The organism is Streptomyces sp. HUAS ZL42 (assembly GCF_040782645.1).
GTDB lineage: Bacteria > Actinomycetota > Actinomycetes > Streptomycetales > Streptomycetaceae > Streptomyces.
On sequence record NZ_CP160403.1, the window covers coordinates 7,081,431 to 7,102,958 of the forward strand.

A 21,528-nucleotide genomic window follows, 5' to 3' on the forward strand; every position below is an offset into this window, starting at 1 on the left:
CCCTCCGGGCCTGCGGAACTCATCGCCGCACGCCGCGGCGCTCCTCCCAGGTACTGCGGTTACGCTCGAGCGGGTACGACCTTGATCCGACGGGAGACGGGGCATGACGGCGCCGGGGCGCAGGAGCAGTACGTTCAGCAGGCTGCTGCGGCACGGTTTCACCGATCCCTCGGCCGCCGAGCGGCTGCTGGAGAGCGCGGAGCTCGCCACTGTTCGCAACGACCCGGTGCTCCTCGAGGCGCTCGGCGCGACCGCCGATCCGGATCTCGCCCTGCACGGTCTCGTACGGCTCCTCGAGGCGCAGCGGGAACCGGTCGCACGCCGCGAGCTGCTCGACACGCTGATAGCGGCCAAGCCGCTGCGCGACCGGCTGCTCGGGGTGCTCGGCGCCTCCGCCGCGCTCGCCGACCACCTGGCGCGGCACCCGAGCGACTGGCAGGCGCTCGTCATGTACGAGCCGCGCGACCTGCATCCGGGGGTGGACGAGTTCGAACGCGGGCTCGCCGCGGCCGTCGACCCGGTGTCCCTGCGCGTCGCCTACCGGCGCTGTCTGCTGTCCATCGCCGCCCGAGACGTGTGCGGCACCACCGACGTCGCCGAGACCGCCGCCGAACTAGCCGACCTCGCCACCGCGACCCTGCGCGCCGCCCTCGCCATCGCCCGCGCCGCCGCGCCCGACGACGCCGCGCTGTGCCGGCTGGCGGTCATCGCGATGGGCAAGTGCGGGGGCCACGAGCTCAACTACGTGTCCGACGTCGATGTGATCTTCGTGGGCGAGGCCGCCGAAGGGGCCGACGAGGGCAAGGCACTGCGCGCCGCGACCAAACTGGCCTCGCACATGATGCGGGTGTGCTCCGAGACCACCGTCGAGGGGTCCATCTGGCCCGTCGACGCCAATCTGCGGCCCGAGGGCAGAAACGGTCCGCTGGTGCGCACGCTCAGCAGCCATCTCGCCTACTACCAGCGCTGGGCCAAGACCTGGGAGTTCCAGGCGCTGCTCAAGGCCCGCCCCGTGGCCGGCGACATCGAGCTGGGCGAGGAGTACATCGCCGCGCTCGAACCGATGGTGTGGAAGGCCGCCGAGCGCGAGAACTTCGTCACCGACGTGCAGAAGATGCGGCGGCGGGTGGTCGAGAACATCCCCGCCGCCGAGATCGAGCGCGAGCTCAAGCTCGGCCCCGGGGGACTGCGCGACGTCGAGTTCGCCGTGCAGCTGCTGCAGTTGGTGCACGGGCGGACGGACGCCTCGCTGCGCAGCGGCACCACGCTCGACGCGCTGCAGGCGCTGGCCGCGGGCGGGTACGTCGGGCGGGACGACGGCACACAGCTCGACGAGGCCTACCGGTTCCTGCGCTCCATGGAGCACCGCATCCAGCTCTACCGGCTGCGCCGCACCCATCTCGTCCCCGAGGACGAGGCCGATCAGCGCCGCATCGGACGCTCCCTCGGCCTGCGCACCGACCCGGTCGCCGAGCTGAACCGCGAGTGGAAGCGGCACGCCGGCGTCGTACGCCGTCTGCACGAGAAGCTGTTCTACCGCCCGCTCCTCGACGCCGTCGCGCAGCTCGCCCCCGGCGAGGCGCGGCTGAGCCTGGAGGCGGCGCGGGAGCGGCTGGTCGCCCTCGGGTACGCGGACCCGGCGTCCGCGCTGCGGCACCTGGAGGCGCTCGCGTCCGGCGTCACGCGCAAGGCGGCGATCCAACGGACCTTGCTGCCGGTGCTGTTGGGCTGGTTCGCGGACTCGGCCGACCCGGACGCGGGGCTGCTCAACTTCCGCAAGGTGTCGGACGCGTTGGGCAAGACGCCCTGGTACCTGCGGTTGCTGAGGGACGAGGGCGCGGCCGCGGAGAACCTCGCGCGGGTGCTGTCGGCGGGGCGGCTGGCGCCCGATCTGCTGATGCGGGCGCCCGAGGCGGTGGCCCTGCTCGGCGAGGGCGACGGGGGTGGGCTCGAGCCTCGGGGGCGGGCACACCTGGAGCAGGAGATCCTGGCCGCGGTGGGGCGGGCCGAGAACGCCGAGCAGGCGGTCACGGCGGCGCGTGGCGTACGGCGGCGGGAACTGTTCCGTACGGCCGCCACCGACATCGTCAGCTCCTACGGCACCGAGACCCAGCCGGCCGAGCCCGATCAGGGGGCGCTCGTCGACCGGGTGGGCGGCGCGGTGTCGGACCTGACGGCCGCGACGCTCGCGGGGACGTTGCGGGCCGTGGTGCGGGAGGTGTGGGGGGACACCCTGCCGACCCGCTTCGCCGTGATCGGCATGGGGCGGTTCGGCGGGCACGAGCTGGGCTACGGGTCGGACGCGGACGTGGTGTTCGTGCACGAGCCGCGTGAGGGCGTCGAGGAGCGGGAGGCCTCGGAGGCGGCGAACAAGGTCGTCGCCGAGATGCGGCGGCTGCTGCAGATCCCCAGCTCGGATCCGCCGCTGCTGATCGACGCGGATCTGCGGCCGGAGGGCAAGTCGGGGCCGCTGGTGCGGACGCTGAAGTCGTACGAGGCGTATTACCGCCGGTGGTCTCTGGTGTGGGAGTCGCAGGCGCTGCTGCGGGCCGAACCCGTTGCGGGGGACGAGGGTCTCGGGCGGCGGTTCATTGAGCTGATCGATCCGCTGCGGTATCCGGCGGAGGGGCTCGGGGAGGAGGCCGTACGGGAGATCCGGCGGCTGAAGGCGCGGATGGAGTCGGAGCGGCTGCCGCGCGGCGCGGATCCGAAGCTGCACACCAAGCTCGGGCCCGGGGGGCTGTCGGACGTCGAGTGGACCGTGCAGCTGCTGCAGCTGCGGCACGGGTGGGCCGAGCCGGGGTTGCGGACGACCCGGACGCGGGAGGCGCTGGCCGCGGCGCGTGCTGCCGGGCTCATCTCCGGGGAGTACGCCGGGATCCTGGACGAGGCGTGGGTGCTGGCCACGCGGGTGCGGAACGCGGTGATGCTGGTGCGGGGGCGGGCCGGGGACACGTTTCCGTCCGAGAGCCGGGAGCTCGCGGCGGTGGGGCGGTACCTGGGGTACGGGCCGGGGCATGTGGGGGAGATGCTGGACGGGTATCGGCGTACGACGCGCCGGGCTCGGGCGGTGGTGGACGAGCTGTTCTACGGGGCGTGAGCCAGCCTCCGGCGGTTGGGCCGGTTCGCCTGCGGGGGGTGTTGCCTGCGGTGGGGCGGGCCGGTTTGCCTGCGGCGGGTGGTCCGTCGGGTGGGGGCGGTGTGTTTGTCTCCGGTGGACCAGCTGAGCGACGGGCTGCGACGCACCGCCCCGGCCCGCTCCCGTCGTCCGGCGGCTGTCCCGCCGTCGTGGCGGAGAAGCGGCCCCGCCGGCGTGGCGTCACGCGCCGTTCATCGAGGCGCTGCGGACGTCGGTAGTAGTGGGCCGAACCGGCGGTACCAGTCTCGGCAGTGCGTAAGGCAGGGCTCCGTACCAAGCCCCCGCCACCGCGAAGCCGAAGGCCAGGCACAGGACGCCGCCCACCGCGTCCAGCCAGAAGTGGTTGGCCGTGGCGACGATCACCACGAGGGTGGCGGCCGGGTAGAGGAGGCCGAGGACGCGTACCCAGGGGATTCTGGCCAGGGCGAAGATCGTCAGGCCGCACCACACGGACCAGCCGATGTGCATCGAGGGCATCGCGGCGTACTGGTTCGACATGTTCTTCAGGTCGCCGGAGGCCATCGAACCCCAGGTCTCGTGGACGAGGACCGTGTCGACGAAGCCGCCGCCGTTCATGAGACGCGGGGGTGCCAGTGGATACAGGTAGTAGCCGACGAGGGCCACGACCGTTGTCGCGAAGAGGACCAGGCGGGTCGCCGCGTAGCGGCCCGGGTGGCTGCGGTAGAGCCATGCCAGGACACCCAGGGTGATCACGAAGTGCAGGGTGGCGTAGTAGTAGTTCATGCCTACGATCAGCCACGTCACCGAGTTGACGGCGTGGTTGACCGATTCCTCCACGGCGATGCCCAGGTGGTGCTCGGTCCGCCACAGCCAGTCGGCGTTGCGCAGGGCTTCGGCCCTCTGCTCCGGGACCGCGTTGCGGATCAGTGAGTACGTCCAGTAACTGATCCCGATGAGCAGGATCTCGAACCAGATGCGGGGGTGCCGCGGCTTGCGCAGGCGGTGCAGCCGGCCCGGTTCGGATTCGGCCGTGACGGGGTACGGAACGGCCTCTCCGCGGCGTTCCAGTGGTGTCACGGTCGCTTCACCCATGGGCACAAAGTCTGCCAGAAAAGCCTTGCCGCTCCGATCATCCCCTGGTCGGGTTCACCGCGCACTTCCTACGGCCAGGAGACTCCTCTACCTCCTACCAACGCACTGTCCGTACCAGCTTATTTCTCCACCCTACGGACGATTACGGTCCCCAGGGGCCGAAGCGGTCGAACCACGCACCACCAGTTCCGGCATGAACACGAACTCACTGTGCGGCGCGGGCGTCCCGCCGATCTCCTCCAGCAAGGTGCGCACCGCGGCCTGGCCCATCGCCGGGACCGGCTTGCGGATCGTCGTCAGCGGCGGGTCGGTGAAGGCGATCAACGGGGAGTCGTCGAAGCCGACGACCGAGATGTCCTTCGGGACCTGCAGGCCGTGCTGCCGTGCCGCCCGTATCGCGCCGAGGGCCATCATGTCGCTGGCACAGACCACCGCGGTGCAGTTCCGCCCGATGAGCGCCGTCGTCGCGGCCTGGCCGCCCTCCAGGGTGTAGAGCGAGTGCTGGACCAGCTCCGACTCGATGACGTCGGTGCTCAGGCCCAGCTGGTCCTGCATCGCGCGCACGAAGCCCTCGATCTTGCGCTGGACCGGTACGAACCGCTTGGGGCCGAGGGCGAGGCCGATGCGGGTGTGGCCCAGGGAGACGAGATGCGTCACGGCCAGGGTCATCGCCGCGCGGTCGTCGGGGGAGATGAACGGCGCCTGCACCTTCGGCGAGAAGCCGTCCACCAGCACGTACGGCACGCCCTGCGCGCGCAGCCGCTCGTAGCGCTCCATGTCGGCGGTGGTGTCGGCGTGCAGTCCGGAGACGTAGATGATCCCGGCGACCCCGCGGTCGACCAGCATCTCCGTCAGCTCGTCCTCCGTCGATCCGCCCGGCGTCTGGGTGGCGAGGACGGGCGTGTATCCCTGCCTGGTCAGCGCCTGGCCGATGACCTGGGCCAGCGCCGGGAAGATCGGGTTCTCCAGCTCCGGGGTGATCAGGCCCACCAGGCCCTCGCTGCGTTGCCGCAGACGCACCGGGCGTTCGTACCCCAGCACGTCCAGGGCGGCCAGCACGGACTGGCGGGTGGTGGCGGCGACGCCCGGCTTCCCGTTGAGGACGCGGCTGACGGTCGCTTCGCTCACCCCCGCCTGGGCAGCGATGTCGGCAAGCCGTGTGGTCACAGGGTGGGACTGTACCGGCCAAGTGTCGCCTTGCGCACCAATTGGGCGCCGTGGGCGACCTGCCGGCCGACCCGGTCCGGACTGCTGCGTCATCGCGCTCCCTCATGAAAGTGATGGCAAGAGCTTGCAGAGTCTTGCACAACAGGCCCCCGCGCCGCTCCACCGCTGTAAACAAGCGTCTCATGGTGGTCGCTGCGAGGTCACGCCCGGATAACTTCGGAGATCCCTTGCACTTTTTTGCTGCAAGGACTTTCGCGGCGCTTGCAATGTTGTTACGTTCCCTGACGCCCGGCGGCGGCAACGGCGCAGTCGGCAAGTCGGCAGGAGCGTCAGACGGGACCGCCCCTGCACCACACGGGCTTTCACCCTCAAGGAGAACTCATGCGGCGTGGCATAGCAGCCACCGCGCTGGTGGCGTCCCTCGCCCTCGCGGCGACGGCCTGCGGCGGAGATGACAGCGGCAGCGACAACTCGAGCGGTCCGACCACCATCACCTGGTGGGACACCTCCAACGCCACCAACGAGGCACCGACGTACCAGGCCTTGGTCAAGGAGTTCGAGGCCGCCAACAAGGACATCAAGGTCAAGTACGTCAACGTGCCCTTCGACCAGGCGCAGAACAAGTTCGACACGGCCGCCGGCTCCAAGGGCGCCCCGGACGTGCTGCGCTCCGAGGTCGGCTGGACGCCCGCCTTCGCCAAGAAGGGCTACTTCCTGCCGCTGGACGGCACCGAGGCCCTCGCGGACCAGAGCAACTTCAAGTCCAACCTGATCGAGCAGGCCAAGTACGACGGCAAGACCTACGGCGTGCCGTTCGTCACCGACACGCTCGCGCTCGTCTACAACAAGCAGCTCTTCACCAAGGCGGGCATCACCGAGGCCCCCAAGACCTGGGACGACCTGAAGAAGGCCGCCGCCACGATCAAGGACAAGACCGGCGTCGACGGCTACTGGGGCTCCACCCAGGCCTACTACGCCCAGACCTTCCTCTACGGCGAGGGCACCGACACCGTCGACGCCGGCGCCAAGAAGATCACGGTGAACTCGGACGCCGCGAAGAAGGCGTACGGCACCTGGCTGAGCCTCTTCGACGGCAAGGGCCTGCACAAGGCCGACACCACCGCCGACGCCTACGCCCACATCCAGGACGCGTTCGTCAACGGCAAGGTCGCCGCGATCGTCCAGGGCCCCTGGGAGATCACGAACTTCTACAAGGGCACCGCGTTCAAGGACAAGGCCAACCTCGGCATCGCCACCGTCCCGGCCGGCTCCACCGGCAAGGCGGGCGCCCCGACCGGTGGCCACAACCTCTCCATCTACGCCGGCTCGGACTCCGCGCACCAGAAGGCCGCACTGAAGTTCGTCAACTTCATGACCTCCGCGAAGTCCCAGGCGAGCATCGCGCTGAAGAACTCCACCCTGCCGACCCGCGACGACGCCTACACCGCCGAGGTCAAGGCCGACCCGGGCATCGCCGGCTACCAGGGCGTCCTCGCCGCCGCCCAGCCGCGCCCCGCCCTGCCCGAGTACAGCTCCCTGTGGGGCCCGCTCGACACCGAACTGCCCAAGATCGCGGGCGGCAAGGAGTCCCTCGACAAGGGCCTGAGCAACGTCGAAGTCGCCATCGCCAAGCTGGTGCCGGACTTCAGCAAGTAAGCACCGACCGACCGCCGGAGCCCTCGAACATGGGGGGAGGGATCCGGCGGTCGTCGGCCTGTGTGCCGTACACCCCTTGATCTGCAGACCTGCGAGAAGGTTGTCGAACCATGACAGTCGCCATCGACCGCGCGACCGGAAAGCGCCGAGGTGAGCCCGGCCCGCGCCCCGGGCTCGGACAGCGCCTGAAGCACGGCTACCAGAAGCACTGGTACGCCTACGCGATGATCGCCCCGGTGGTGATCGTCCTCGGCGTCCTCGTGCTCTATCCCCTGGTGTACGGCCTCTACCTCACCCTCACCGACGCCAACAGCCTCAACACGGCCCGCACGATCGGCGTCAACCACATCGACGCCACCTACAAGTTCATCGGCCTCGACAACTACCAGGACATCCTGTTCGGCCCGACGGCGTACGACCGCTTCTGGTCGCACTTCATCTGGACGGTCGTATGGACCGCGCTCTGCGTCACCCTGCACTACACGATCGGCCTGGGCCTCGCCCTGCTGCTCAACCAGAAGCTGCGCGGCCGCACCCTCTACCGGCTGATCCTTATCCTGCCCTGGGCCGTGCCCACCTTCGTCACCGTCTTCGGCTGGCGGTTCATGCTCGCCGACGGCGGCATCATCAACTCGGCGCTGGACGCGCTCCATCTGCCGTCGCCGCTGTGGCTCGAGGACACCTTCTGGCAACGGTTCGCCGCGATCATGGTCAACACCTGGTGCGGTGTCCCCTTCATGATGCTGTCGCTGCTCGGCGGACTGCAGTCCATCGACTCCTCGCTCTACGAGGCCGCCGAGATGGACGGCGCGAGCGCCTGGCAGCGCTTCCGGTACGTCACCCTGCCGGGCCTCAGGTCCGTCAGCTCCACCGTCGTACTCCTCGGCATCATCTGGACCTTCAACCAGTTCGCCATCATCTTCCTGCTGTTCGGCAACACCGCCCCCGACGCCCAGATCCTTGTCACCTGGGCGTACTACCTCGGCTTCGGACAGCAGCCGCGCGACTTCGCGCAGTCGGCCGCCTACGGCATCCTGCTGCTGGCCATCCTGATCGTCTTCACCTCCTTCTACCGCCGCTGGCTGAACCGCAATGAGCAGCAGCTCGCGATCTGAGGCAGGAGTCCCCATGAGCACGACCACTGTTGAGACCTCCGCCGCGGCGCCCCAGGACGACTCCGCGGCCGGCAAACCCCGTAGGGTGCTCCGCCGCGGCGAGAGCGGCCCCGCCGCGCGCCTCGTCTCCCACGGCATCCTGATCGTCGCGAGCCTGATCGCGCTCTTCCCCGTCGCCTGGCTGGTCTACCTGTCCCTCGGCCCGGACAAGGACGACTATCTGCACCCCGGCGCCATCTGGGGCAAGATGACGTTCGACAACTACTCGTTCGTGCTGGAGCACACGAAGTTCTTCGACTGGCTCCAGACCACGCTGATCGTCACCCTGGGCACCACGCTCATTGGTGTGATCATCTCCGCCACGACCGGCTACGCCGTCTCCCGCATGCGCTTCCCTGGCTACAAGAAGTTCATGTGGGTGCTCCTGGTCACCCAGATGTTCCCGGTAGCGGTACTCATGGTGCCGATGTACCAGATCCTGTCGGACCTGCAGCTCATCGACAGCTACCTTGGTCTCGTCCTCGTCTACTGCACGACCACCGTCCCCTACTGCGCCTGGCTGATGAAGGGCTACTTCGACACCATCCCGTTCGAGATCGACGAGGCGGGACGCGTCGACGGGCTGACCCCCTTCGGCACGTTCGCGCGACTGATCCTGCCGCTCGCCAAGCCGGGCCTGGCGGTCGCCGCCTTCTACAGCTTCCTCACGGCCTTCGGTGAGGTCGCGTTCGCGTCGACGTTCATGCTGTCCGACACGAAGTACACCTTCGCGGTCGGTCTGCAGACCTTCGTCAGCGAACACGACGCCCAGCGCAACCTGATGGCCGCCACCGCGGTGCTGATCGCGATACCCGTCTCCGCGTTCTTCTACTTCGTGCAGAGGAACCTGGTGACCGGCCTCACCGCCGGCGGCACGAAAGGGTGACGCTCGGCTGGGAGGGCCGCGACGGGTCGTCGCTTGCCTGCGGCGCCGTCGTGGCCGGTCGCGCCCGCGCGGCGGAGCACATGATCGATACAGCCCCGCGGCCCTTCGGGGCGCTGCCGAACCGCAGGCGACCCGCTCGGCCCTTCACTGCACAACTCCCGCGCGCCTGACCGCGCGGGTGGCGGCCGCGGTGTCCATCCGACCCCGCTGTCACCGCGGCCGCCTCACACCTGTGCCCCGACGAATCCCGAAGTTTCCGTAAACCGGGGAAAACCTGACCGCGCCACACTGCCGTTAGCCCCCTCCGAAGACCTCCGTGACCCGAACCCCCTTACGCATCAAGGACGCCATGAGCCAGCAGCACTCCGCCGCCGACCCGGCCCCGACCCTCACCTCCGCAGCGGCCGTCGCCACCGTCACCAAGCGCCGTGACTGGTGGCGGGACGCGGTGATCTACCAGGTCTATCCGCGCAGCTTCGCCGACAGCAACGGCGACGGCATGGGGGACCTGGAGGGCGTACGCTCCCGCCTTCCGTACCTGCGCGACCTCGGCGTGGACGCCGTGTGGCTCAGCCCCTTCTACGCGTCGCCGCAGGCCGACGCCGGCTACGACGTCGCCGACTACCGGGCCGTCGACCCCATGTTCGGCAACCTCCTCGACGCGGACGCGCTGATCCGCGACGCCCACGAACTCGGGCTCAGAATCATCGTCGACCTGGTCCCGAACCACTCCTCCGACCAGCACGAGTGGTTCAAGCGGGCGCTGAAGGAAGGCCCCGGCTCGCCGCTGCGGGACCGCTACCACTTCCGCCCCGGCAAGGGGAAGAACGGTGAGCTCCCGCCCAACGACTGGGAGTCGATCTTCGGCGGCCCGGCGTGGACACGGGTGCCGGACGGGGAGTGGTACCTGCATCTCTTCGCGCCGGAACAGCCCGACTTCAACTGGGAGCACCCGGCGGTGGGCGACGAGTTCCGCTCCATCCTCCGTTTCTGGCTGGACATGGGCGTCGACGGCTTCCGCATCGACGTGGCACACGGCCTGGTGAAGGCGGAAGGCCTTCCCGACCTGGGATCCCACGACCAGCTCAAGCTGCTGGGCAACGATGTCATGCCGTTCTTCGACCAGGACGGTGTGCACGAGATCTACCGGCAGTGGCGCACGGTCCTCGACGAGTACGCCGGCGAGCGCATCTTCGTGGCGGAGGCCTGGACCCCCACGATCGAACGCACCGCGAACTACGTCCGCCCCGACGAACTCCACCAGGCCTTCAACTTCCAGTACCTGGCCACCGAGTGGGACGCGGCCGAACTGCGCACGGTCGTCGACCGCACCCTCGAGGCGATGCGCCCGGTGGGCGCCCCCGCCACCTGGGTGCTGTCCAACCACGACGTGACCCGCCACGCCACCCGCTTCGCCAACCCGCCGGGCCTCGGCACGCAGATCCGTCTCGCCGGCGACCGCGCACTGGGCCTTCGGCGGGCGAGAGCGGCGACCCTGCTGATGCTGGCGCTGCCCGGCTCGGCGTACATCTACCAGGGCGAGGAGCTGGGCCTCCCGGACGTCGTCGACCTGCCGGACGAGGTGCGCCAGGACCCCGCGTACTTCCGCGGCGCGGGCCAGGACGGCTTCCGTGACGGCTGCCGAGTGCCCATCCCGTGGACGCGCACCGGTTCCTCGTACGGCTTCGGCGCGGGCGGCAGCTGGCTGCCGCAGCCGGAGGGCTGGGGAGAGCTGAGCATCGAGGCCCAGACCGGCGAACCGGACTCCACCCTGGAGCTGTACCGCTGCGCACTCGCGGTCCGCCGCGCCCGGCCCGACCTGGGCGCCGGTGACTCGGTCGAGTGGCTGAAGGCACCCGAGGGCGTCCTCGCCTTCCGCCGCGGCGAGTTCGTGTGCGTCGCGAACACGACGGCGGAGTCGGTGACCACGCCGGTGCACGGCCGCGTGCTCCTCGCGAGCGGCGAGGTGAGCGAGACGGACGGCGAGGCGAAGGTGCCGGCGGACACGACGGTGTGGTGGACGACGGCCTGACGTTCCCGCAGGCGCATCGCATCCAATCCCGGAGGCCTGCTACCCAGTTGGGTGGCAGGCCCCTACCTTCGCGCCATGACGATCACCTACGAATGGCGCGGCGACTTCGACAACTCAGCCGTCAACGCGTTGCATGCGGAGGGCTTCGATCATCGGCCCATCACCGTCGATTGGCTGACCCGGGTGCACCGCCACAGCCTTGGCTGGGTCTGTGCACGTCATGCCGGTGACCTCGTCGGCTTCGTGAACGTCGCCTGGGACGGTGGCGCCCACGCGTTCCAGCGGTCGTTCTACTTCGATGCCTGCGGGTTCAGGCCGACGGCCGCAGGTCTCATCGCGCTCTGAGTCGCCGGACCGGGTCGTCGTACCCCGTCCAGGGCGGAATTGAAGGTTCTTGCATCAACTTTGCACGGCCCGCTGCCCTTTCGGGCGGCGGGCCTTTAACATCTCCGTCACCGCAAGTTTGCTGAATATTTCAGCAAGCACATTCAGTGGCCGATACCTGCCTTCAACGAAGAAGGACAACCCCACATGGCATCCAGCAGATCCCTCGCGGGCGCCCTCGCGCTCGCCGCGGCGGCAGCAGTCGCCGCGCCCATCACGGCCCACGCCTCCCCGCCCGGCACCAAGGACGTCACCGCCGTCCTCTTCGAGTGGAACTTCGCCTCGGTGGCGAGGGAGTGCACCAACACTCTCGGCCCCGCCGGCTACGGATACGTCCAGGTCTCCCCGCCCGCCGAGCACATACAGGGCGCGCAGTGGTGGACGTCGTACCAGCCGGTGAGCTACAAGATCGCCGGTCGGCTCGGCGACCGTACGGCCTTCCAGAACATGGTCAACACCTGCCACGCGGCCGGTGTGAAGGTCGTGGTCGACACCGTCATCAACCACATGTCGGCGGGCAGCGGCACCGGGACGGGCGGCTCCTCGTATACCAAGTACAACTACCCGGGCCTGTACTCCTCCTACGACTTCGACGACTGCACGTACCTGGTCGGCAACTACCAGGACCGCTGGAACGTCCAGCACTGCGAACTGGTCGGTCTCGCGGACCTCGACACGGGCGAGTCCTACGTCCGCGGCGCCATCGCCGGCTACCTGAACGACCTGCTCACCCTGGGTGTCGACGGTTTCCGTATCGACGCCGCCAAGCACATCGACGCCGCCGACCTGGCGAACATCAAGACCCGGCTGACGAACCCTTCCGTCTACTGGAAGCAGGAGGTCATCTACGGCAGTGGAGAGGCCGTCCAGCCGACTGAGTACACGGGCAACGGGGATGTGCAGGAGTTCCGGTACGCGTACGACCTCAAGCGCGTCTTCAACAACGAGAATCTGGCGTACCTGAAGAACTACGGCGAGGGCTGGGGCTACATGAGCGGCTCCGTCGCCGGCGTCTTCGTCGACAACCACGACACCGAGCGCAACGGCTCCACGCTCAACTACAAGGACGGCGCCAACTACACCCTCGCCAATGTCTTCATGCTGGCCTGGCCCTACGGCGCCCCGGACATCAACTCCGGCTACGAGTGGTCCGACACGGACGCCGGCCCGCCCAACGGCGGCACGGTCAACGCCTGCTGGCAGGACGGCTGGAAGTGCCAGCACGCCTGGCCGGAGATCATCCGCATGGTCGCCTTCCGCAACGCGACCCGTGGCGAGTCGGTCACCAACTGGTGGGACAACGGCAACGACGCCATCGCGTTCGGGCGGGGGAGCAAGGGTTACGTGGCCATCAACCACGAGTCCGGCTCGCTGACGCGGACGTACCAGACCTCGCTGCCCGCGGGGACGTACTGCAATGTGCAGAACAACACGACGGTGACCGTGAACTCCAGCGGCCAGTTCACCGCAACCCTCGGCTCCAACACCGCGCTGGCGATCTACACGGGCAAGTCGAGCTGCTGAGCAACCGGCGGGGCGCGTGGGATTGACGCAGTGGCGCTCAACGTGGCCACCAGCGCCAACCAGGTGTCCTTCAGCCTGCAGAACACCGGAATCACCACCGGCACGGCCACCCCTATCTGGCCAACAGCTCGAACAGCACGGCCCGGCAGCCCGCCGTGGCGGTCAGCGGGGGCTCCCTGACCGCCACGGTTCGGGGCCGATCGCTCGTGACCTACACCGTCAGGTGAAAGTTCTTGCCGATGGTTTCAGGACTCTTGCTGTAAGCCTTTCGGCGGCGATACGGTCGCGCGGGGTCGGACCCACGAGAGCCGCAATCGCAAGGAGTCCACGTCTGTGATACCGAGATGGCCGACGCCGTCAAGGCGCCGTACCGCCCATGCGGGCCGAGTAGCTGTGGTCACCGTGACCGCGCTGGCCGCAGCACTCGTCCAGCCCCTCGCCGCCCGGGCCGACACCCCGCCCGCGCCCCCGTCCGACGCGAAGCTCGCCGCCCAGCCCGCCCGGCACGACGACACGCGCGAGCAGTTCTACTTCGTCCTGCCGGACCGTTTCGCCAACGGTGACAAGGCCAATGACACCGGCGGCCTGACGGGTTCGCGCCTCACCACCGGCTACGACCCCACCGACAAGGGCTTCTACCAGGGCGGCGACCTCAAGGGCCTGACCAAGCGCCTCGACTACATCAAGGGCCTCGGCACCACCGCCATCTGGATGGCCCCCATCTTCAAGAACCAGCCCGTACAGGGCACCGGCGCCAACGCCTCCGCCGGCTACCACGGTTACTGGATCACGGACTTCACCCAGGTCGACCCCCACTTCGGTACCAACAAGGATTTGGAGACCCTCATCTCCAAGGCGCACGCCAAGGGCATGAAGGTTTTCTTCGACGTCATCACCAACCACACGGCGGATGTCGTCGACTACGAGGAGAAGTCGTACGACTACCTCTCCAAGGGCGCCTTCCCCTACCTGACCGAGGACGGCGAGCCCTTCGACGACGCGGACTACGCGGGCACGGGCGACTTCCCGCAGGTCGACGCCGACTCCTTCCCCCGCACGCCGAAGGTCACGAAGAAGAACAAGGTCCCGGCGTGGCTCAACGACCCGACGATGTACCACAACCGCGGCGACTCCACCTTCGCCGGTGAGAGCTCCACGAACGGCGACTTCTCCGGCCTCGACGACCTGTGGACCGAGCGCCCCGAGGTCGTCAGCGGGATGGAGAGGATCTATCAGCGCTGGGTCCGGGACTTCGACATCGACGGCTTCCGGATCGACACCGTGAAGCACGTCGACATGGAGTTCTGGACGCAGTGGGCCACGGCCCTCGACGCCTACGCGGCCAAGCAGGGGCGCGACGACTTCTTCATGTTCGGCGAGGTCTACTCCGCCGACACGAACATCACGTCCCCGTACGTCACGCAGGGCCGCCTCGACGCCACCCTCGACTTCCCCTTCCAGGAGGCGGCCCGCCAGTACGCCTCACAGGGCGGCAGCGCGAAGAAGCTCGCCGGGGTCTTCGGCGACGACTACAAGTACACGACCGACAAGGCCAACGCGTACGAGCAGGTCACCTTCCTCGGCAACCACGACATGGGCCGGATCGGGTACTTCCTCGCGCAGGACAACCCGAAGGCCTCCGACGCCGAACTGCTGAAGAAGGACAGGCTCGCCAACGAGCTGATGTTCCTCAGCCGCGGCAACCCCGTCGTGTACTACGGCGACGAGCAGGGCTTCACCGGCTCCGGCGGCGACAAGGACGCCCGCCAGACGATGTTCGCCTCCCGCACGGCCGACTACCTCGACGACGACGAGCTCGGCACCGACCGCACCCACGCGAGCGACGCCTACGACCCGGGCGCACCCCTGTACCGGCAGATCGCGGCCCTCGCGGGGCTCCGCAAGGCCAACCCCGCGCTGACGGACGGCGTACAGACCGAGCGTTACGCGGCCGACGGCACGGGCATCTATGCCTTCTCCCGGACCGGGAGCGACAGGACCGAATACCTCGTCGCCTTCAACAACGCGGGGGAGGCCGCGGAGGCGACCTTCGCGGTCGGCTCGGCGAACATGACGTACACCGGGATCTACGCCACCGACGGCACTGTCAGGTCCGACGCCGACAGGAAGATCACCCTCACCGTTCCGGCGGGCTCGGCGGTCGTCCTCAAGGCGGCCGGCCAGCTCGCCAAGCCCTCGACCGCGCCGACGATCACCCTCAAGGCCCCCGCCACCGGCGCCACCGGCACCGTCGAACTCACCGCCGACCTGGACGGGGGGCAGCTCAACCGCGTCGTCTTCGCCGCCCAGGTCGGCAACGGCAAGTGGCGCACCCTCGGCTCCGCCGACCACGCCCCCTACAAGGTCACCCAGACCATCGCCGAGGACGTACCGGCCGGAACCGCCCTGCGCTACAAGGCGGTCGTGATCGATTCGGCCGGGCGCACGGCGAGCGCCACCGCGCAGAGCCTCACCGGCACCCCGCCCGCCGAGGAGATCCCCACCGCCTCCTCACGCGACTACGCGATCGTCCACTACAAGCGCACCGACGGCGACTACGCCGACTGGGGCCTGTACGCCTGGGGCGACCTCGCCGACGGCGAGTCGACGAACTGGCCGGACAGCCACCCCTTCATCGGCCGTGACGCCTATGGCGCCTTCGCCTACGTCAAGCTGAAGCCGGGGGCGTCTTCCATCGGCTTCCTGGTCATCGACAAGCAGGGCACCAAGGACGTCTCCGCCGACCGGACGATCGACGTCACCAGGACGGGTGAGGTCTGGGTCGAGCAGGGCAAGGAGGCCGTGCTCACGCAGCGGCCCGACTATCCGGCCCAGGACAAGTCCAAGGCGGTCCTCCACTACCACCGCGCCGACGGGAACTACGACGGCTGGGGCCTGCATGTCTGGACCGGCGCCGCGAACCCCACCGACTGGTCGAACCCCCTGAAGCCGGTGAAGACTGACGCCTATGGTGCGGTCTTCGAGGTACCGCTCACCGACGGTGCCACCAGCCTCAGCTACATCGTCCACAAGGGCGACGACAAGGACCTGCCCGCCGACCAGTCGCTCGACCTCACGGCCAACGGCCACGAGGTGTGGCTGTTGAACGGCCGGGAGAAGTACCTGCTGCCGCAGCCGGCAGGCTCCGCCGCCGCGCTCGACCTCACCACCTCCAAGGCCGTCTGGATCGACCGGAACACGGTCGCCTGGAACGGCTCCGAGGCGGCCGTCTCCACCCAGCTGCTGTACTCGCGCGACGGGTCGATCGCGGTCAAGGACGGCGCGCTGACCAGCGACGACGAGCGCTGGCTCCGCCTGACCAAGACCACGCTCACGGACGCCCAGAAGGCGAAGTTCCCGCACCTGAAGGCCTACACCGCCTGGTCGGTCGACCCACGTGACCGCGACCGGGTCCGGGAGGCCCTCGGCGGCCAGCTGGTCGCCTCCCAGCGGGCCGCGAACGGCGCCGTGCTCGCCGCGACGGGCGTCCAGATCGCCGGCGTACTCGACGACCTGTACCCGGAGGCTACGAAGGCGCGACTCGGGCCGACCTTCCGTAATGGGCGTCCCACACTGGCCGTCTGGGCGCCGACGGCACAGTCGGTGAAGCTCGAACTCGACGGCTCCGCCGTCGCCATGAAGCGCGACGACACCACCGGCGTCTGGTCCGTCACCGGGCCCAGGTCCTGGAAGAACAAGCCCTACCGGTATGTCGTGAAGGTGTGGGCACCCAGCGTCCGGAAGATCGTCACCAACAAGGTCACCGACCCCTACTCGGTCGCCCTGACCGCGAACTCCGAGCGCAGCCTCGTCGTCGACCTCGACGACAGGTCCCTCGCCCCCGGCGGCTGGTCGGCCCTGACCAAGCCCAGGGCCGTACCGCTGAAGGACGCGCAGATCCAGGAGCTGCACATCCGGGACTTCTCCGTCGAGGACCGGACGGCCCGGCACCCGGGCACGTACCTCGCCTTCACGGACAAGGACAGCGACGGTTCGAAGCACCTGCGCGAACTGGCGAAGGCGGGCGCGTCCTACGTCCATCTCCTCCCGGCGTTCGACATCGCCACCATTCCGGAGAAGAGGTCCGACCAGGCGACCACCGACTGCGACCTCGCCTCCTACCCGGCCGACTCCGACAAGCAGCAGGAGTGCGTGGCGAAGATCGCCGCGAAGGACGCCTACAACTGGGGCTACGACCCGTACCACTACACCGTCCCCGAGGGCTCGTACGCCACCGACCCGGACGGCACGGCCCGTACCGTCGAGTTCCGCAGGATGGTCAAGGCGCTGAACGAGGACGGTCTGCGGGTCGTCATGGACGTCGTCTACAACCACACGGCGGCGAGCGGGCAGGCGGACACCTCCGTGCTCGACAGGATCGTGCCGGGCTACTACCAGCGGCTGCTGGCCGACGGCTCGGTCGCGAACAGCACCTGCTGCGCCAACACGGCCACCGAGAACGCCATGATGGGCAAGCTGGTCGTCGACTCGGTCGTCACCTGGGCCAAGGAGTACAAGGTCGACGGCTTCCGCTTCGACCTGATGGGGCACCACCCGAAGGCCAACATCCTGGCCGTCAGGAAGGCCCTCGACGCACTCACCCCCGAGAAGGACGGCGTCGACGGCAAGAAGATCATCCTCTACGGCGAGGGCTGGAACTTCGGCGAGGTCGCCGACGACGCGCGCTTCGTGCAGGCCACGCAGAAGAACATGGCCGGCACCGGCATCGCGACCTTCTCCGACCGGGCGCGGGACGCCGTGCGCGGCGGCGGCCCCTTCGACTCCGACCCCGGCATCCAGGGCTTCGCCTCCGGGCTGTACACCGACCCCAACTCGTCGGCCGGCAACGGCACTCCGGCGGAGCAGAAGGCCCGGCTGCTGCACTACCAGGACCTGATCAAGGTGGGTCTTTCCGGCAACCTCGCGAAGTACCGCTTCACCGACACCGCCGGCAAGGAGGTCACCGGCGCCGAGGTCGACTACAACGGAGCCCCCGCCGGCTACGCGGACGCGCCCGGCGACGCCCTCGCCTACGCCGACGCGCACGACAACGAGTCGCTGTTCGACGCGCTCACCTACAAGCTGCCCGCCTCGACGAGCCCGTCGGACCGCGCGCGGATGCAGGTCCTCGCCATGGCCACGGCCGCCCTGTCCCAGGGGCCCTCCCTGTCCCAGGCCGGCACCGACCTGCTGCGCTCCAAGTCCCTCGACCGCAACTCCTACGACAGCGGTGACTGGTTCAACGCCATCCACTGGAACTGCGCGGACGGCAACGGCTTCGGACGCGGACTGCCCATGGCCGCCGACAACGCCTCCAAGTGGCCTTACGCCACACCCCTGTTGAGCACCGTCGGCGTGGGCTGCGCGCAGATCGACGGCGCCTCGGCCGCTTACCGTGACCTGCTGAAGATCCGTACGACGGAGCAGTTCTTCTCCCTCGGCACGGCCGAGCAGGTGCAGTCGAATCTCTCCTTCCCGCTGTCGGGGAAGGACGAGACTCCCGGCGTGATCACCATGGAACTCGGTGACCTGGTCGTCGTGTTCAACGCGACGCCGAAGACGCAGGAGCAGCGGATCGACGCGCTGACCGGGACGGCGTTCGCGCTGCACCCCGTGCAGCGGGCCGGAGCGGACTCCATCGTCAAGGCGTCGGCGTACGAGCGGGAATCGGGTACCTTCACCGTTCCTGCGCGGACTGTGGCGGTATTCGCCCGCACGTCCTGACAAGGGCATTACCTTGGTGGGGCAGACTCCGAACCCGGTCTGCCCCACCGCTGTTGTCCAAGGGCTGACAGATGGACGTCGACGGCAAGCTGACAGACACGACTGTGCTGGTCGTGGACGACGTGGCGGCCAGCCGCTACGCCATGGGCACCGTGCTGCGTCGCGCCGGCCACCGCGTCGTCCCGGTCGCCACCGGCGGCGAGGCGCTCGTCGAGCTCGACGTACGGCTGCGCAAGGGCATCCTGCCCGACGTGGCCCTCGTCGACGTGGAGCTGCCGGACATGACGGGCTTCGAACTGTGCCGCCGGCTCAAGGAACGGCCGCACATGGCCGGTCTGCCCGTCGTGCACTTCTCGGCCGCCGCCGTGGAGACCGGTGATCGCTGCCGGGGTCTCGACGCGGGCGCCGAGGCGTATCTGACCGTGCCCGCCGAGCCCGAGGAGATCGAGGCGGTGGTCCGGGCGGCGGTGCGCGCGGCGCGGCTGCGGGCCGACGACCAGGCGCTGGTACGGCGGCTGCGGCGGCTGTCGGAGACGATCGTCACCATCCAGGCGGCGCGCTCCCTGCAGGAACTCGCCGACGCTGCCGCCGACGGCACCGCGCGGCTCACCTGCGGTACCGCCGCCGTCTTCGTCCTCGGCGCGGACGACGAGCTCTACCGCGGCATCTCCCGCAACCGCACCTCCCTCGCCCTGCCCGACGAGGGCTCCGACCGGGCCGTGGCCGGACTGCTCCGGCGGCTCACCCGTGGACAGGCCGGGGTGCAGATCACCACGGTGCCCGCGCCGCTGTGGCCCGCCGGGTTCTTCCGGCCCGGTGTGCAGCACGACGCCCGCCTGGCGCTGAGCCTCACCCAGGACGGCAAGGCCGCGGTGTGCCTCGCCACGCCCACGCGCGGGATGCACCGGGTGAATCCCGAGGACGAGGCCCTGGTCGCCCAGCTGGCCCAGGCCACCGCCCTCGCCGCCGAGCCGCTGCTCATGTACCAGGTCGAGCGGCATGTCGCGCTGACCCTCCAGCACAGCTTCCTGCCCCAGCCGCACCGGCTGCCCGAGCTGCCGGGCATCGACGTCGTGGTCCGCTACGTGCCCGCCTCCCGGGAGACCGAGATCGGCGGCGACTTCTACGCGGTCCTGCGCACCGGCGACGGAGTGCTGACCGCGGTCGGCGACGTCGTCGGTCACTCGCTGGAGGCGGCCACCGTCATGGTCGAGATCCGGCACGCGCTGCGCGCCTACAGCGTGGAGGAGAGCGACCCGGCCGTGCTGGCCGAGCGCCTCGACCGGATGCTCCAGCACTACCACGCCGACATCACGGCCACCGTCTGCCTGGCGCTGATCGACCCGGCCACCGGACGCACCCGCATCGCCAACGCGGGCCATATTCCGCCGCTGATCATCCGGGACAGCGGCAGCGCCGACTATGCCAAGGCCGCAGGCCCGCTGCTCGGCCTCGGTCTGTCCCATCCGCCGCCCACCGAGCTGTTCCTCGAACCCGACGACCAGTTCCTCATGGTCACCGACGGCCTGATCGAGGCCCGCGGCACGGACCTCTCCGTCTCGATGGAACACCTCCGCGCGGCCGCCGTCGGTGCCCTGCCCGGCCTGGACGCCCTGTGCGACACACTCCTGGCCTGCTTCGGCCACGACCGCGAGGACGACATCGCGATGCTGGCGCTGCGGCTCACAAACTAGGGTTGACCCCGTCGTCCCAGCACAGGAGTGCCCATGCCGCAGATCACCGTCGACTACTCCGCCACGATCGATTCCGCCTTCGACCGGGCCGGCTTCGCCGAGGCCCTGCACACCGCGACGGTCGAGATCGCGGCCGCGAAGCCGGAGGCGTGCAAGACGCAGTTCCGCCACAGCGAGTACACGGCCTTCGGGTACGAGGACCCCGAGGAGCAGCGCCACGCGATCGTGCACGTCACGCTCGGCCTGCTCGCGGGACGCACCGACGAGACGAAGGCGAAGCTCACCGAGGCCGTGCTGGAGCTGCTGGGCAAGCACATCGAGTCCGAGGGGTTCGTCCTGCACGCCTCGGCCGAAGTACGTGACCTCGACCCCTCGTACCGCAAGTTCGAACGCTGACGGGCCTGTTCAGGACGCGAGCGCCAGCAGCCGGGTGACCAGGGTGCCGAACGGCCCGTCGCCCGGCTCGTCCTTGAGCATGTCGCGCAGCAGCGCGTTCATCTCGTCGTCGTACGCCGCGCTCACCGCCGCGAGCGCGGCGAAGTCGTGCACGAGCTGGACCTCCAGCTCCTCGCGCGGGATGCGCCGCCCGTCCAGCCAGATCAGCGCGGTCGACTCGACGAGCGAGATCCACGAGCGGATGACCAGTTCCAGCCGTGCGGGCGGGTCCGCGATTCCGAGGTGCGAAAGGATCTGGACATACGCGGCCTGGCGTACGGAGTCGACGAGCGCATTCGTCGTCGACGAGCCGCCGGCCGGGCCGCCGCGCATCAACGCCGAGAAACCGGGCCCGTGCTCGTCGACGAAGTCGAAGAAGCGCCGCATCGCCCGGCGCAGTCGCGCCCCGAGCGGACCCACGTGCGGCTCCGCGAACCGGCTCGTCAGATCCTCCGAGGCACGCTTCAACGCGGCCTCGTACAGGCTGAGTTTGCCGGGGAAGTAGTGGTAGACCAGCGGGCGCGAGATGCCGGCGGCCGACGCTATCTCGTCGATGGAGACCTCGTCGGGCGAACGGCGGCTGAAGAGTTCGAGGGCGACGCCGATCAACTGCTGCCGCCGCTCCTCGACGCCCATTCTGCGGCGTACCCCGGTTGTCATGCGAACACCTTACCGATCGA

At 69.3% G+C, this 21,528-nt stretch carries 13 protein-coding genes; 10 read left to right on the top strand and 3 right to left on the bottom strand.

From position 1 onward, the window contains the following. Positions 1-103: 103 nt before the first annotated feature. Positions 104-3,100, top strand: a complete 2,997-nt coding sequence (locus tag ABZO29_RS32200) for a bifunctional [glutamine synthetase] adenylyltransferase/[glutamine synthetase]-adenylyl-L-tyrosine phosphorylase (protein ID WP_367323685.1) — start codon at positions 104-106, stop codon at positions 3,098-3,100. Between the two features lie 219 nt (positions 3,101-3,319). Here the strand turns inward: ABZO29_RS32200 and ABZO29_RS32205 are convergent, their stop codons facing one another. Both ABZO29_RS32205 and ABZO29_RS32210 read right to left on the bottom strand, forming a co-directional pair. Next, entirely contained in the window at positions 3,320-4,192 is an 873-nt protein-coding gene (locus tag ABZO29_RS32205) for a phosphatase PAP2 family protein (protein WP_367323686.1), read from the bottom strand. Between the two features lie 132 nt (positions 4,193-4,324). Continuing rightward, positions 4,325-5,359, bottom strand: a complete 1,035-nt coding sequence (locus ABZO29_RS32210) for a LacI family DNA-binding transcriptional regulator (RefSeq protein WP_367323687.1) — start codon at positions 5,357-5,359, stop codon at positions 4,325-4,327. Positions 5,360-5,740: 381 nt separating this feature from the next. On the opposite strand from ABZO29_RS32210, the gene ABZO29_RS32215 reads away from it, so the two are divergent. From ABZO29_RS32215 to ABZO29_RS32255, 9 genes are all read left to right on the top strand, one after another. Then, positions 5,741-7,015, top strand: coding sequence for an extracellular solute-binding protein (locus ABZO29_RS32215; RefSeq protein WP_367323688.1), 1,275 nt, complete (start codon positions 5,741-5,743; stop codon positions 7,013-7,015). Positions 7,016-7,125: 110 nt separating this feature from the next. Next, positions 7,126-8,130 carry a carbohydrate ABC transporter permease gene (locus ABZO29_RS32220; RefSeq protein ID WP_367323689.1) on the top strand — a complete coding sequence of 335 codons (1,005 nt, stop codon included), beginning with the start codon at positions 7,126-7,128 and terminating at the stop codon, positions 8,128-8,130. Positions 8,131-8,143: 13 nt separating this feature from the next. Continuing rightward, positions 8,144-9,055 carry a sugar ABC transporter permease gene (locus tag ABZO29_RS32225; protein ID WP_367323690.1) on the top strand — a complete coding sequence of 304 codons (912 nt, stop codon included), beginning with the start codon at positions 8,144-8,146 and terminating at the stop codon, positions 9,053-9,055. 349 nt (positions 9,056-9,404) lie between these two features. Further along, positions 9,405-11,087 carry a glycoside hydrolase family 13 protein gene (locus tag ABZO29_RS32230; protein WP_367323691.1) on the top strand — a complete coding sequence of 561 codons (1,683 nt, stop codon included), beginning with the start codon at positions 9,405-9,407 and terminating at the stop codon, positions 11,085-11,087. 75 nt (positions 11,088-11,162) lie between these two features. Then, positions 11,163-11,432 (top strand): hypothetical protein, encoded by a 270-nt coding sequence (locus tag ABZO29_RS32235; RefSeq protein WP_367323692.1) that lies wholly within the window; start codon positions 11,163-11,165, stop codon positions 11,430-11,432. 186 nt (positions 11,433-11,618) lie between these two features. Beyond that, positions 11,619-12,995, top strand: a complete 1,377-nt coding sequence (locus tag ABZO29_RS32240; RefSeq protein WP_367323693.1) for an alpha-amylase family protein — start codon at positions 11,619-11,621, stop codon at positions 12,993-12,995. 333 nt (positions 12,996-13,328) lie between these two features. Further along, the gene (gene pulA / locus ABZO29_RS32245; protein WP_367323694.1) at positions 13,329-18,719 is read left to right on the top strand and encodes a pullulanase-type alpha-1,6-glucosidase; all 5,391 of its coding nucleotides are present in this window, start codon (positions 13,329-13,331) and stop codon (positions 18,717-18,719) included. Between the two features lie 71 nt (positions 18,720-18,790). After that, complete coding sequence (locus ABZO29_RS32250; protein ID WP_367323695.1) at positions 18,791-20,413, top strand: SpoIIE family protein phosphatase; 1,623 nt, start codon at positions 18,791-18,793, stop codon at positions 20,411-20,413. 33 nt (positions 20,414-20,446) lie between these two features. Next, a complete protein-coding gene (locus tag ABZO29_RS32255; RefSeq protein ID WP_367323696.1) occupies positions 20,447-20,809 on the top strand; it encodes a 5-carboxymethyl-2-hydroxymuconate Delta-isomerase in 363 nt (120 codons plus the stop codon). Between the two features lie 9 nt (positions 20,810-20,818). Here the strand turns inward: ABZO29_RS32255 and ABZO29_RS32260 are convergent, their stop codons facing one another. After that, entirely contained in the window at positions 20,819-21,508 is a 690-nt protein-coding gene (locus ABZO29_RS32260) for a TetR/AcrR family transcriptional regulator (protein WP_367323697.1), read from the bottom strand. Between the last annotated feature and the right edge of the window lie 20 nt (positions 21,509-21,528).